The organism is Streptomyces hokutonensis (assembly GCF_042751305.1).
GTDB classification, from domain to species: domain Bacteria; phylum Actinomycetota; class Actinomycetes; order Streptomycetales; family Streptomycetaceae; genus Streptomyces; species Streptomyces hokutonensis_A.
In genome coordinates this window covers 52,951-66,048 of the sequence record NZ_JBHYWD010000026.1, presented here as the reverse complement: position 1 = coordinate 66,048, position 13,098 = coordinate 52,951, and the positions used below count along the sequence as shown (strand labels likewise).

Here is a 13,098-nt window from a genome sequence, read left to right as displayed (position 1 = left end):
CCGGCCGGTCACCAGCCCGCGGACGGGCCCGTCAGCTCGCGGACCGCCGGGCGGGCCGCGTCCAGGACCGTCATGAACCAGGACGAGAAGGTGTCCTTCGCGTGCCGCTCCGCCAGCTCGGCGGGGGTCACGAACGCGGTCGTGCCCACCTCTTCCGGGTCCGGCCGCAGCGGGGACTGCACCATGCCGACGAAGAGGTGGTTGTACTCCTGCTCCACCAGGCCCGAGGCCGGGTCCGGGTGGTTGTAGCGCACCGTGCCCGCCTCGGCGAGCAGCGAGGGCGACACCCCGAGCTCCTCGTACGTCCGCCGGGCCGCCGCCGCGAAGGGTGCCTCGCCCGGGTAGGGGTGACCGCAGCAGGTGTTGGACCAGACGCCGGGGGAGTGGTACTTGCCGAGCGCCCGCTGCTGGAGCAGCAGCCGGCCCTGCTCGTCGAAGAGGAAGACGGAGAAGGCGCGGTGCAGCCGCCCCGGTGGCTGGTGGGCGGAGAGCTTCTCCGCGGTGCCGATCGTCACGCCGTTCTCGTCGACCAGTTCGAGCAGGATCGCTTCGGCGGTGCCGTTCGACGAGGTGTGCGTCGCGGTGGCAGGTGTGATCGGCATACCCATCCTTCACATCGGTCTTCAGGGCCAAGTCTGCCGTACGAATCCGGCACTCCCGGCAGTTCATCGTGCCCGGCGCGGCGGCGGGGGAACCGTCCGGGGGTGGGGTCACGGGAGTGTGGACACGGGTGTACGCCGGACGGTTGCGTTCCGTCCGAACTGGTCGGTTTCCCTCAATTTCTGTCGGTTTCTGTCGGTGGTCAGTGGCAGAGCTTCGCCTCGTGCCGCGCGTGCCCGCCGGGCTCCAGCTGGAAGGTGCAGTGCTCCACGTCGAAGTGGTCGCCGAGGCAGCCCTGGAGTTCGTGGAGCATCTTCTCGTTGCCGATGGCGTTCAGGACGTCCGAGCCGACGACCACGTGTGCGGAGAGCACCGGCAGGCCCGAGGTGATCGTCCAGGCGTGCAGGTCGTGGATGTCCTCGACGCCGTCCAGGGCAAGGATGTGTGCCCGTACGTCCCGCATGTCGACGTCCTTGGGTGCCGACTCCAGCAGGACGTCGAGGGTCTCGCGCAGCAGCTTCAGCGTGCGCGGCACGATCATCAGGCCGATGGCGAGCGAGGCGATCGGGTCGGCCGCCTGCCAGCCCGTGGCCAGGATCACCACGGCCGAGACGATCACCGCGAGGGAGCCCAGCGCGTCGGCGGCCACCTCCAGGAACGCGCCCCGCACGTTCAGGCTCTCCTTCTGTCCGCGCGCCAGCAGCGTGAGGGAGATCATGTTCGCGACCAGGCCGATCAGACCGAACACGACGGTCGGTCCGCCCTCGGTGTCGGCGGGCACGACGAACCGCTGGATCGCCTCGTACAGGACGTAGCCGCCGACGCCGAGCAGCAGCAGGCAGTTGGCGAGCGCGGCGAGGATCTCCGCGCGGGCGTAGCCGAAGGTGCGGTTGCCGGCCGCCGGGCGGTTGGCGAAGTGGATGGCGAGCAGTGCCATGCCGAGCCCGAGTGCGTCCGTCGCCATGTGGGCCGCGTCCGCGATGAGCGCGAGGGAGTCCGCGAGCAGTCCGCCGACCGCCTCGACCACCATCACGGTGAGCGTGATCCCCAGCGCGACGCGCAGCCTGCCCCGGTACGCCGCCGCGGCCGTACCGGGGACGGGTGCGCCGTGTGTGTGGGAATGCCCGTGGTCGTGCCCTGCCCCCATGAAAGCCGCCCTCCTGATGACTGCCCGAATCACAGTGAACTACGGGTGGGGGGTATGGGGCAACGCGGCACTGAACACCGTTGTCATCTGCTCTGACCTGCGCAAACGGATCGTAGGTCGGAGTGGCGCGGAGTGCCTGCGGGAGGGTGCGGAAGACGGCTCAGGCCTACGGCCGCACGCGCTGACCGCCGTAATGGGCTCCGCGGAATGTCCGGCGATGCCCGCTCTGGCATGTGCGGTTTGTCGGCCAGGGGCCGAATCCCTGATGATGATCTCGGCGGAGGCGTTTGCAGATCCTGTTGATCAGCCTATGAACGGCCGGTGAACAAGGGCTTGAGAGCATCCGATAGCCTCTGCCGACATGCCGCCCGGGTGCCACCCAAGGGGCGCCACCACCATGCACATGACCGGCGCCCACGCGTCGGCACCAGGGAGTGAGTTCGGTTGTCGACCGCCATCCTCACCGGTCAGCCGGTCCCCGGATCGTCGATCGAGGACGACCTGCGCTCGCTCGGCTTCGAGGTCCGGATCGCCGCCGACACCGCCGAGGCGGAAACGCTGCTGGCGACCGTTCCCGCTGACCGGCGCGTCGCCGTCGTGGACGCCCGCTTCGTCGGCCATCTGCACGCGCTGCGCCTCGGCCTCACCGACCCCCGCTTCCCGCTCGCCGCGGTACCGGGCGCCGTCACCGCGCAGCCGGCCGGCCGTCAGGCCCTGACCCGAGCGATGGCCCGGGAGAACTCGGTCGGCGGCGGCACGACCCTCCTCGACAACCTCGCCGACCGCATCGTCACCGCCCTCGACGCCGACGGCTCGGCCGTGCACCGCCCCGAACTGGGCAGCCTCGTCGCCACCGTCCCCGCCGACCCTCAGGCCAGCAACGAAGCCCGCCAGGCCGTGGCCGCCGTGGACGACGAGGCCGTACGCCTGAAGTCGGCCGTGAAGTCCCGCGACGGCTTCTTCACCACCCACTTCATCAGCCCGTACTCCCGCTACATCGCACGCTGGTGCGCCCGCCGCGGCCTCACCCCGAACCAGGTCACCACCGCCTCCCTGCTCACCGCGCTGATCGCGGCCGGCTGCGCGGCCACCGGCACCCGCGCCGGGTTCGTCGCGGCCGGCGTCCTGCTGATCGCGTCCTTCGTCCTGGACTGCGTCGACGGCCAGATCGCCCGCTACGCCCTGAAGTACTCGACGCTCGGCGCCTGGCTCGACGCCACCTTCGACCGGGCCAAGGAGTACGCCTACTACGCGGGGCTCGCGCTGGGAGCGGCCCGGGGCGGCGACGACGTATGGGCGCTCGCGCTCGGCGCGATGATCCTGCAGACCTGCCGGCACGTCGTGGACTTCTCCTTCAACGAGGCCAACCACGACGCCACCGCCAACACCAGCCCCACCGCCGCCCTCTCCGACAAGCTCGACAGCGTCGGCTGGACGGTCTGGGTGCGCCGGATGATAGTCCTGCCCATCGGCGAACGATGGGCGATGATCGCCGTCCTCACGGCCGTGACGACCCCCCGCATCACCTTCTACGTCCTCCTCGTCGGCTGTGCCTTCGCGGCGACGTACACGACGGCGGGCCGGGTGCTGCGCTCGCTGACCCGGAAGGCACGGCGCACGGACCGGGCGGCACAGGCGCTGGCGGACCTGGCGGACAGCGGGCCACTGGCCCAGGGGCTGACGCGCATCGCGCGCAGGGTGTCCCTGCGCGCGCCGACCCACACCGCGCTGGTCGGTACGGCGGTCGTCCTCCTGGCGGCCTGGTTCGGCGGATACGGCAGCTGGGTGCCCGTCCTGGGCGCCGTCTTCTACGTGCTCCAGTCCCCGCTCGCCGTCGCCCGCCCCCTCAAGGGAGCTCTCGACTGGCTGGTCCCGCCGCTCTTCCGGGCGGCCGAATACTGCACGGTCCTCATCCTCGCGGCTGAAGCGGAGGTGAACGGAGCCCTTCCTGCGGCTTTCGGCCTGGTGGCCGCGGTCGCCTACCATCACTACGACACGGTGTACCGCATTCGCGGCAACGCCGGGGCGTCCCCGGCCTGGCTGGTGCGCGCCATAGGGGGGCACGAAGGGCGGACGCTGCTCGTCACCGTTCTCGCCGCCGTGCTCACCGCGTCGCAGTTCACGGTCGCGCTCACGGTCCTGGCCGTGGCCGTGGCCCTGCTGGTGCTCTTCGAGAGCATCCGCTTCTGGGTGTCCGCAGGGGCGCCCGCCGTACACGATGAAGGAGAACCCGCATGATCGGCCTCGTGCTGGCGGCCGGCGCCGGACGGCGTCTGCGCCCCTACACCGACAGCCTTCCCAAGGCTCTGGTGCCGGTGGGGCCCGCGGGTATAGAGGGCGAACCCACGGTCCTTGACCTGACGCTCGGCAACTTCGCCGAGATCGGTCTGACCGAGGTCGCGATCATCGTCGGCTACCGCAAGGAAGCGGTGTACGAGCGCAAGGCGGCCCTTGAGGCGAAGTACGGCCTCAAGCTCACCCTCATCGACAACGACAAGGCCGAGGAGTGGAACAACGCCTACTCCCTGTGGTGCGGACGTGACGCCCTCAAGGACGGCGTGATCCTCGCCAACGGCGACACCGTCCACCCGGTCTCCGTCGAGAAGACGCTGCTGGCGGCCCGCGGCGACGGCAAGCGCATCATCCTCGCGCTGGACACCGTCAAGTCCCTTGCGGACGAGGAGATGAAGGTCGTCGTCGACCCCGCCAAGGGCATGACGAAGATCACCAAACTGATGGACCCCGCCGAGGCCACCGGCGAGTACATCGGCGTCACCCTCATCGAGGGCGACGCCACCCCCGAACTGGCCGACGCGCTCAAGACCGTGTGGGAGACCGACCCGCAGCAGTTCTACGAGCACGGCTACCAGGAACTGGTCAACCGCGGCTTCCGGATCGATGTCGCCCCGATCGGCGACGTCAAGTGGGTCGAGATCGACAACCACGACGATCTGGCCAAGGGGCGGGAGATCGCGTGCCTGTACTGACCAGGCTGATTCCCTCGCCGCTCGTCGTGGACATCCGCCCGGGTGCCCTCGACGACCTGGCGTGCGTGCTCGCCGACGAACGCATCTCGCACTCCGGAAAGCTCGCGATCGCCGCCAGCGGCGGCTCGGGCGCCCGGCTGCGCGAACGGCTCGCGCCGAGCCTGCCCGGCGCCACCTGGTTCGAGGTCGACGGCGGCACCATCGACGACGCGGTCCGGCTGGCGAGCGACATAAAGGCCGACCGGTACGACGCGGTCGTCGGCCTCGGCGGCGGAAAGATCATCGACTGTGCCAAGTTCGCGGCCGCACGGGTCGGTCTTCCGCTGGTGGCCGTCGCCACCAACCTCGCGCACGACGGCCTGTGTTCACCGGTCGCGACGCTCGACAACGACGCGGGGCGCGGCTCGTACGGTGTGCCCAATCCGATCGCGGTGGTCATCGACCTCAATGTGATCCGTGAGGCCCCCGTCCGCTTCGTGCGCTCCGGCATCGGCGACGTCGTCTCCAACATCTCCGCGGTCGCGGACTGGGAGCTGGCCAACCGGGTCAAGGGCGAGAAGATCGACGGCCTCGCCGCGGCGATGGCACGGCAGGCCGGCGAGGCGGTCCTCAGGCACCCCGGCGGCGTCGGCGACGACGGCTTCCTCCAGGTCCTCGCCGAGGCACTGGTCCTCACCGGTGTCGCCATGTCGGTGTCGGGCGACTCCCGCCCCTCCTCCGGCGCATGCCACGAGATCAACCACGCCTTCGACCTGCTCTTCCCCAAACGCGCCGCCGCCCACGGCGAGCAGTGCGGACTGGGCGCGGCCTTCGCGATGTACCTGCGCGGAGCCCACGAGGAATCGGCGTACATGGCCGAGGTGCTGCGCCGGCACGGACTGCCGGTGCTGCCGGAGGAGATCGGCTTCACGGTGGACGAGTTCGTCCGCGCCGTGGAGTTCGCTCCGGAGACCCGCCCCGGCCGCTACACGATCCTCGAACACCTCGACCTGAAAACCGACCAGATCAAGGACATCTACGCCGACTATGTCAAGGCCATCGGTAGCTGAACTCCGTCCCGTCGTCCACCCCGCAGGGGTGAAGGACCGGCGCAGCGGTGAGCACTGGATGGGACGCCTCTACATGCGTGAGGTGTCCCTGCGGGTCGACCGCTACCTGGTGAACACCAGGGTCTCGCCCAACCAGCTCACGTACCTGATGACCGTCTTCGGCGTACTCGCCGCCCCGGCGCTGCTGGTGCCGGGGATCACGGGCGCCGTGCTGGGCGTGGTGTGCGTCCAGATGTATCTGCTGCTGGACTGCGTCGACGGCGAGATCGCCCGCTGGCGCAAGCAGTACTCCCTCGCGGGCGTCTACCTCGACCGGGTCGGCGCCTACCTCACCGACGCCGCCGTGCTAGTCGGCTTCGGGCTGCGCGCCGCCGACCTGTGGGGCAGCGGCCGTATCGACTGGCTGTGGGCGTTCCTCGGGACGCTGGCGGCGCTCGGCGCGATCCTGATCAAGGCCGAGACCGACCTGGTCGGCGTCGCCCGGCACCAGACCGGCAAGGCGCCGGTGCAGGAGTCCGCGGCCGAGATGCGGTCCTCCGGGATGGCGCTGGCCCGCCGGGCCGCCGCCGCCTTCAAGTTCCACCGGCTGATCCTCGGCATCGAGGCGTCCCTGCTGATCCTGGTCCTCGCGATCGTGGACCAGGTCCGCGGCGACCTCTTCTACTCGCGGCTCGGCGTCGCCGTACTCGCCGGCATCGCGCTGCTCCAGACCCTGCTGCACCTGGTGTCGATCCTCGCGTCGAGCAGGCTGAAGTGAGCGGCATGAAGGTCGGCGCGGTGATCATCACCATGGGCAACCGCCCCGACGAACTCCGGGCGCTGCTCGACTCGGTCGCCAAGCAGGACGGCGACCGGGTCGAGGCGGTCGTCGTCGGCAACGGCTCGCCCGTCCCGGACGTCCCGGACGGTGTGCGGACCATAGAGCTGCCCGAGAACCTCGGCATTCCCGGCGGGCGCAACATCGGCCTGGAGGCCTTCGGGCCGTGCGGTCGAGATGTCGACATAGTGATGTTCCTCGACGACGACGGGCTGCTCGCCCAGCACGACACCGCCGAGCTGTGCCGCCAGGCCTTCGCCGCCGACCCCCGGCTCGGCATCATCAGCTTCCGCATCGCCGACCCGGACACCGGCGTCACCCAGCGCCGCCACGTCCCCCGGCTGCGCGCCTCCGACCCCATGCGCTCCTCCCGCGTCACCACCTTCCTCGGCGGCGCCAACGCCGTCCGCACCCAGGTCTTCGCCGAGGTCGGCGCCCTCCCGGACGAGTTCTTCTACGCCCACGAGGAGACCGACCTCGCCTGGCGGGCCCTCGACGCCGGCTGGATGATCGACTACCGGTCCGACATGGTCCTGTACCACCCGACGACGGCGCCCTCGCGGCACGCGGTCTACCACCGCATGGTCGCCCGCAACCGCGTCTGGCTGGCCCGCCGCAACCTCCCCGCCCCCCTCGTCCCCGTCTACCTCGGGGTATGGCTGCTCCTCACCCTCCTGCGCCGGCCCTCGCGCCCGGCCCTGCAGGCCTGGTTCGGCGGGTTCAGGGAGGGCTGGACCACTCCGTGCGGACCGCGCAGGCCCATGAAGTGGCGTACGGTGTGGCGGCTGACCCGACTGGGTCGACCCCCCGTGATCTGACCGGCTCGACGGTGCGTGACCGCGCGCTCGACGCGCGGACGCCCGTGGAACCTGTCCGGCGGCGGATACGTGTCGCGTCCTGTAGCACAATTCCGTAAGACAAACACAAGACGATCGTAAGACGCATCCGAACATGAAGGCTTCCACCCTTGAGTGAGACAACGCATGACGGCGGGGTCGCGGTGAGCCCGCGCCCGTCGCCCGACGAAGGCCTCACGGCGCCGCAGCTCGCCGCCAAGTACGGGCTGACCGTGAGCGGCGCCCGCCCCGGACTCGTCGACTACGTCCGCCAGCTCTGGGGACGACGTCACTTCATCCTGGCCTTCTCCCAGGCGAAGCTGACGGCCCAGTACAGCCAGGCGAAGCTCGGCCAGCTCTGGCAGGTGGCCACCCCGCTGCTGAACGCGGCCGTCTACTTCTTCATCTTCGGCGTCATCCTGAAGGCCAGCCGGGGCATGTCGCGGGACGTCTACATCCCGTTCCTGGTGACGGGTGTCTTCGTGTTCACCTTCACGCAGAGCTCGATCATGGCGGGCGTCCGCGCGATCTCCGGCAACCTCGGCCTGGTGCGCGCGCTGCACTTCCCGCGCGCCTCGCTGCCGATCTCCTTCGCGCTCCAGCAGCTCCAGCAGCTGCTGTTCTCGATGATCGTGCTGTTTATTATCGTCGTCGGCTTCGGCAGCTACCCCAGCATGTCCTGGCTGCTGATCGTCCCGGTCCTGGTGCTCCAGTTCCTCTTCAACACCGGGCTCGCGCTGATCGTGGCGCGGATGGGCGCCAAGACCCCGGACCTCGCCCAGCTGATGCCGTTCATCCTGCGCACCTGGATGTACACGTCCGGCGTCATGTTCTCCATCAGCAAGATGATGGAGGGCCGCTCCGAGGTGTTCATCCGCTTCCTCCAGGTGAACCCGGCCGCGATCTACATGGACCTGATGCGCTTCGCGCTCATCGACGGCTACGGCTCCTCGAACCTTCCGCCGCACGTCTGGGCCATCGCCACCTTCTGGGCCGTGGTCCTGTTCGCCGGCGGCTTCGTGTACTTCTGGCAGGCGGAGGAGAGGTACGGCCGTGGCTGAGCCCGACACCGAGCAGAACCCGGTGGACCAGACGCCTCAGGCGCTGATCCCGACCGTCGTCGCGGACGAACTGCACATCGTCTACCGCGTGCACGGCGCCAAGACCGGCAAGGGCAGCGCAACGGCAGCCCTCAGCCGCATAGTCAAGCGCGGCGAGGAGCGCGGGGTGCGCAAGGTGCACGCCGTCAGGGGCGTCTCCTTCGTCGCCTACCGGGGCGAGGCCGTCGGCCTCATCGGCTCCAACGGCTCCGGCAAGTCGACCCTGCTGCGCGCCATCGCCGGTCTGCTCCCGGCCGAGAGCGGCCGCGTCTACACCAACGGCCAGCCCTCCCTGCTGGGCGTGAACGCGGCCCTGATGAACGACCTCACCGGCGAGCGGAACGTCATCCTGGGCGGACTCGCCATGGGCATGAGCCGCGAACAGGTCAGGGAGCGCTACCAGGAGATCGTCGACTTCTCCGGGATCAACGAGAAGGGCGACTTCATCACTCTTCCCATGCGCACCTATTCCTCCGGAATGGCGGCCCGGCTGCGCTTCTCCATCGCCGCCGCCAAGGACCACGACGTCCTGATGATCGACGAGGCGCTGGCCACCGGCGACCGCAAGTTCCAGGTCCGCTCCGAGCAGCGCATCCGTGAACTGCGCAAGTCCGCGGGCACGGTGTTCCTGGTGAGCCACAACAACAAGTCGATCCGCGACACCTGCGACCGCGTCCTGTGGCTGGAACGCGGCGAACTGCGGATGGACGGGCCGACCGAAGAGGTCCTCAAGGAGTACGAGAAGTTCACCGGCAAGTAGTCCACTCGCATATGGGCGCAAAAGCCCGGAACGCTTCCCAGGGCCCCGCGTCTGCAAAGGAAACGTCAACTCGGCCCGGGCCAAGGAATCTTGACACCAATCGGTGTGTTGTTGTGATGTGCAGGACACCCCGAGGAGGCTCGCTGCGTTGTACAACGTAAGCTGTACCGGTGCCGAATAGCGGCAAGTGGGGCGATAATGCGCGACACCCAAATACGGGTCACCGTGCGGACGACTGGGCGGCGTGTCCGAAATAGTGTGTATTGGGTCGGCAGTGTAGAACGGGAGATGTGACGGCAATGGCTACGGAAACTCCCCAGCTCACCGAAGCATGTGCCGTCCCCGCCCCTGGCAGTGAGCGGTGACGGGAAGCGGCACCGCCGGCCCCGGTGATCCGGAGCGCGGCACACTCGACAAGGCCGCGGGCGAGAACTTCCCCGTGGCGCCTTTCTTCCTGCCCAGGGCGTGGCGCACCGACCTCATGGCGGTCTACGGATTCGCCCGCCTCGTGGACGACATCGGCGACGGCGACCTCGCCCCCGGCGGCGCCGACGCCCGGCTGCTCGGCGTGTCGCCCGAGGACGCCGAGGACCGCGTGGTCCTCCTCGACGCCTTCGAGGCCGATCTGCGCCGGGTCTTCGACGGCACCCCGAGCCACCCCCTGCTGCGCCGCCTCCAGCCGACCGTCCGCCGGTGCGCGCTCACCCCGGAGCCCTTCCTCGGCCTGATCGCGGCGAACCGCCAGGACCAGCTCGTCACGCGTTACGAGACGTACGACGATCTCCTTGCCTACTGTGAACTCTCCGCAAACCCGGTCGGCCGTCTCGTCCTCGGCGTCACCGGCACCGAGACCCCCGAGCGGGTCCGGCTCTCGGACGCGATCTGTACCGCACTGCAGATCGTCGAACACCTTCAGGACGTGACCGAGGACCTCGGCCGCGACCGCATCTACCTGCCCGCCCAGGACATGAAGCGCTTTCACGTCCAGGAAGCGGATCTCGCCACGCCCTCCGCGGGCGCATCGGTGCGCGCACTGGTTGCATACGAAGCAGAACGCGCCCGCGATCTCCTGAATGAAGGCGCCCCCCTGGTGGGTAGCGTCCACGGCAGACTGAAGCTGCTGCTCGCGGGGTTCGTGGCGGGGGGACGGGCGGCGATCAAAGCGATCGTCGCCGCGGAATACGACGTACTTCCCGGCCCGCCCAAACCCGGCAAGATCCAGTTGCTGCGTGAGGTGGGCGTGACTCTGCGAGGAGAGGGGTGATCCGGACCGTGGAGTCTGCACCGCACATGTCCGCGCCGGTACTCGCCGCCTACAGCTACTGCGAGGCCGTCACCGGACAACAGGCGCGCAATTTCGCGTACGGCATCAGACTGCTGCCCACGCCGAAGCGGCGCGCCATGTCTGCGCTGTACGCCTTCTCGCGGCGTGTCGACGACATCGGCGACGGCACGCTGGCGACCGAGGTGAAGGCGGCGCGGCTGGAGGACACCCGGGCGCTGCTGACGCGGGTCCGTGAGGGCAAGGTGGAGGAGGACGACACCGACCCCGTCGCGGTCGCCCTCGCGCACGCGGCCGAGGCCTTCCCGATCCCGCTCGGTGGCCTGGACGAGCTGATCGACGGCGTCCTGATGGATGTCCAGGGCGAGACCTACGAGACCTGGGACGACCTGAAGGTCTACTGCCGGTGTGTCGCGGGCGCCATCGGGCGGCTCTCGCTCGGCGTGTTCGGCACGGAAGCGGGGGCGCGCGGCTCCGAACGCGCCTCGGAGTACGCCGACACGCTGGGGCTCGCGCTCCAGCTCACCAACATCCTCAGAGACGTCCGCGAGGACGCCGAGGGCGGCCGTACCTATCTGCCTGCCGACGACCTCGCGAAATTCGGCTGCTCGGCCGGGTTCGACGGGCCGACTCCGCCGGAGGGCTCCGACTTCGCGGGTCTCGTGCACTTCGAGGTGCGCCGGGCCCGCACCCTTTTCGCCGAGGGCTACCGGCTGCTCCCCATGCTCGACCGCCGCAGCGGCGCCTGTGTCGCCGCCATGGCCGGCATCTACCGCCGCCTCCTGGACCGCATCGAGCGCGAGCCGGAGGCCGTGCTGCGCGGCCGGGTCTCGCTGCCCGGCCGTGAGAAGGCCTACGTCGCCGTGCGCGGCCTGTCCGGACTGGACACCCGCCACGTCACGCGCAGGACCCTCAGGAGGCGCACCTGATGGACAAAGTGGGCCAAGGTGATGTCACCGGAGAAATGCGGCACGCAACCCTCCGGTGTGAAGTCGCGTCCCTGACTGCGACGACCTGCCACGGCGGGTACGCAGGGGGGAGCGCACGATGAGCGACGGGACGCAGCCGGACGGGCTGCCCTCGGACGAACCGGCCCACGGGGCCCCACGGCATGCCGTCGTGGTCGGCGGCGGCCTGGCCGGCGTCACCACCGCGCTCGCGCTCGCCGACGCCGGAGTCCGTGTCACCCTGCTCGAAGGCCGCCCGCGCCTGGGCGGACTCGCCTTCTCCTTCCAGCGCGGCGAACTCACCGTCGACAACGGACAGCATGTGTATCTGCGCTGCTGCACCGCCTACCGCTGGTTCCTCGACCGCATCGAGGGCGCGGCGCTGTCGCCGCTGCAGGATCGTCTCGACGTGCCCGTACTCGACGCGAACCGCCCCGAGGGCCGCCGGCTCGGCAGACTGCGGCGCGACGCGCTGCCCGTACCTCTGCATCTTGGGCGCAGCCTGGCCACCTACCCGCATCTCTCGCTCGCCGAGCGCGCCAGAGTAGGCCGTGCCGCTCTCGCGCTCAAAGCGCTCGACCTCAACGATCCGGCCCTGGACACGCAGGACTTCGGCAGCTGGCTGGCCGCGCACGGTCAGTCGGCGCGTGCCGTCGAGGCACTGTGGGACCTGGTGGGGGTCGCCACCCTCAACGCGGTGGCCGGCGATTCCTCGCTGGCGCTGGCCGCGATGGTGTTCAAGACCGGTCTGCTCTCCGACCCGGGCGCGGCCGACATCGGCTGGGCCCATGTGCCGCTGGGTGAACTGCACGACCGGCTGGCCCGCAAGGCGCTCGACTCCGCGGGCGTGCGCACCGAAGTCCGTACACGCGTCACCTCCGTCTCCACTGAGGAGAACGGGCGTTGGAGCGTTCAGGTTCCCGGCGAGCGCATCGAGGCCGACGCCGTCGTCCTCGCCGTACCGCAGCGCGAGGCCCACGATCTGCTGCCCGACGGGGCCCTCGACGCCCCTGAGCAGCTGCTCGCCATCGACACCGCGCCGATTCTCAACGTCCATGTCGTCTACGACCGCAAGGTGCTCGCCCGGCCCTTCTTCGCCGCGCTGGGCAGCCCCGTGCAGTGGGTGTTCGACCGGACCGGGGCGTCCGGGCTGAAAGACGGCCAGTACCTGGCGCTGTCCCAGTCCGCCGCGCACGACGAGATCGACGAGACCGTCGCCGAACTGCGCGAGCGCTACCTTCCCGAGCTGGAGCGGCTGCTGCCCCGTGCGCGCGGTGCCGAGGTGAGGGACTTCTTCGTGACCCGCGAGCGCACGGCGACGTTCGCTCCCGCCCCCGGCGTCGGACGGCTGCGGCCCGGCGCCCGCACCAAGGCCCCCGGCCTCTACCTGGCCGGAGCGTGGACCGCCACAGGGTGGCCCGCGACCATGGAAAGTGCGGTCCGCAGTGGGGGGGGGGGGGGGGGCCCGCGACGGGAATGGGCGTGTTGGACTCGCTGTTGGTGACGGTGTGCCGTAGTGCCGTGTCCAACGCGCAGTTGGTTACAGAGGCGGTGGTCCTGTTCGGTTGTAAGG

The 13,098-nt window shown here is 69.9% G+C and carries 13 protein-coding genes; 11 read left to right on the top strand and 2 right to left on the bottom strand.

Annotated features, from left to right (window positions below; genetic code table 11):
• Nucleotides 1-8: 8 nt before the first annotated feature.
• Entirely contained in the window at nt 9-602 is a 594-nt protein-coding gene (gene idi / locus ACFXC1_RS42645; RefSeq protein WP_359613714.1) for an isopentenyl-diphosphate Delta-isomerase, read from the bottom strand.
• 200 nt (nt 603-802) lie between these two features.
• Nucleotides 803-1,747, bottom strand: coding sequence for a cation diffusion facilitator family transporter (locus tag ACFXC1_RS42640; RefSeq protein WP_381253487.1), 945 nt, complete (start codon nt 1,745-1,747; stop codon nt 803-805).
• 444 nt (nt 1,748-2,191) lie between these two features.
• Between ACFXC1_RS42640 and ACFXC1_RS42635 the strand changes: the two genes are divergently transcribed.
• The 11 genes from ACFXC1_RS42635 (at nt 2,192) to hpnE (ending at nt 13,029) form a co-directional block, all read left to right on the top strand.
• Nucleotides 2,192-3,985, top strand: coding sequence for a DUF5941 domain-containing protein (locus ACFXC1_RS42635; protein WP_381253484.1), 1,794 nt, complete (start codon nt 2,192-2,194; stop codon nt 3,983-3,985).
• The gene (locus ACFXC1_RS42630; protein WP_262057373.1) at nt 3,982-4,734 is read left to right on the top strand and encodes a phosphocholine cytidylyltransferase family protein; all 753 of its coding nucleotides are present in this window, start codon (nt 3,982-3,984) and stop codon (nt 4,732-4,734) included. The genes ACFXC1_RS42635 and ACFXC1_RS42630 overlap by 4 nt, the downstream gene beginning before the upstream one ends.
• On the top strand, nt 4,722-5,783 hold the full coding sequence (locus ACFXC1_RS42625; protein ID WP_381253481.1) for an iron-containing alcohol dehydrogenase family protein: 1,062 nt from the start codon (nt 4,722-4,724) through the stop codon (nt 5,781-5,783). Before ACFXC1_RS42630 ends, ACFXC1_RS42625 begins: the two co-directional genes overlap by 13 nt.
• Complete coding sequence (locus tag ACFXC1_RS42620) at nt 5,761-6,540, top strand: CDP-alcohol phosphatidyltransferase family protein (protein WP_078532484.1); 780 nt, start codon at nt 5,761-5,763, stop codon at nt 6,538-6,540. The genes ACFXC1_RS42625 and ACFXC1_RS42620 overlap by 23 nt, the downstream gene beginning before the upstream one ends.
• Before the next feature lie 5 nt (nt 6,541-6,545).
• Entirely contained in the window at nt 6,546-7,418 is an 873-nt protein-coding gene (locus ACFXC1_RS42615; RefSeq protein WP_381253677.1) for a glycosyltransferase family 2 protein, read from the top strand.
• 149 nt (nt 7,419-7,567) lie between these two features.
• Nucleotides 7,568-8,497 (top strand): ABC transporter permease, encoded by a 930-nt coding sequence (locus tag ACFXC1_RS42610; protein WP_381253478.1) that lies wholly within the window; start codon nt 7,568-7,570, stop codon nt 8,495-8,497.
• Nucleotides 8,490-9,296, top strand: coding sequence for an ABC transporter ATP-binding protein (locus ACFXC1_RS42605; RefSeq protein ID WP_381253475.1), 807 nt, complete (start codon nt 8,490-8,492; stop codon nt 9,294-9,296). Before ACFXC1_RS42610 ends, ACFXC1_RS42605 begins: the two co-directional genes overlap by 8 nt.
• Nucleotides 9,297-9,657: 361 nt before the next feature.
• The gene (gene hpnC, locus ACFXC1_RS42600; protein WP_381253472.1) at nt 9,658-10,560 is read left to right on the top strand and encodes a squalene synthase HpnC; all 903 of its coding nucleotides are present in this window, start codon (nt 9,658-9,660) and stop codon (nt 10,558-10,560) included.
• Nucleotides 10,557-11,507 carry a presqualene diphosphate synthase HpnD gene (gene hpnD, locus ACFXC1_RS42595; RefSeq protein ID WP_381253469.1) on the top strand — a complete coding sequence of 317 codons (951 nt, stop codon included), beginning with the start codon at nt 10,557-10,559 and terminating at the stop codon, nt 11,505-11,507. Before hpnC ends, hpnD begins: the two co-directional genes overlap by 4 nt.
• On the top strand, nt 11,507-11,629 hold the full coding sequence (locus ACFXC1_RS42590; RefSeq protein WP_381253466.1) for a DUF6380 family protein: 123 nt from the start codon (nt 11,507-11,509) through the stop codon (nt 11,627-11,629). Before hpnD ends, ACFXC1_RS42590 begins: the two co-directional genes overlap by 1 nt.
• The gene (hpnE, locus tag ACFXC1_RS42585; RefSeq protein WP_381253463.1) at nt 11,626-13,029 is read left to right on the top strand and encodes a hydroxysqualene dehydroxylase HpnE; all 1,404 of its coding nucleotides are present in this window, start codon (nt 11,626-11,628) and stop codon (nt 13,027-13,029) included. The genes ACFXC1_RS42590 and hpnE overlap by 4 nt, the downstream gene beginning before the upstream one ends.
• Nucleotides 13,030-13,098 lie beyond the last annotated feature (69 nt).

What these genes read in the sequence shown, in the direction of transcription:
- idi (WP_359613714.1), bottom strand. Translation starts at nt 602, where the DNA reads ATGCCGATCACACCTGCCACCGCGACGCACACCTCGTCGAACGGCACC.
- ACFXC1_RS42640 (WP_381253487.1), bottom strand. Translation starts at nt 1,747, where the DNA reads ATGGGGGCAGGGCACGACCACGGGCATTCCCACACACACGGCGCACCC.
- ACFXC1_RS42630 (WP_262057373.1), top strand. Translation starts at nt 3,982, where the DNA reads ATGATCGGCCTCGTGCTGGCGGCCGGCGCCGGACGGCGTCTGCGCCCC.
- ACFXC1_RS42620 (WP_078532484.1), top strand. Translation starts at nt 5,761, where the DNA reads ATGTCAAGGCCATCGGTAGCTGAACTCCGTCCCGTCGTCCACCCCGCA.
- ACFXC1_RS42615 (WP_381253677.1), top strand. Translation starts at nt 6,546, where the DNA reads ATGAAGGTCGGCGCGGTGATCATCACCATGGGCAACCGCCCCGACGAA.
- ACFXC1_RS42590 (WP_381253466.1), top strand. Translation starts at nt 11,507, where the DNA reads ATGGACAAAGTGGGCCAAGGTGATGTCACCGGAGAAATGCGGCACGCA.
- hpnE (WP_381253463.1), top strand. Translation starts at nt 11,626, where the DNA reads ATGAGCGACGGGACGCAGCCGGACGGGCTGCCCTCGGACGAACCGGCC.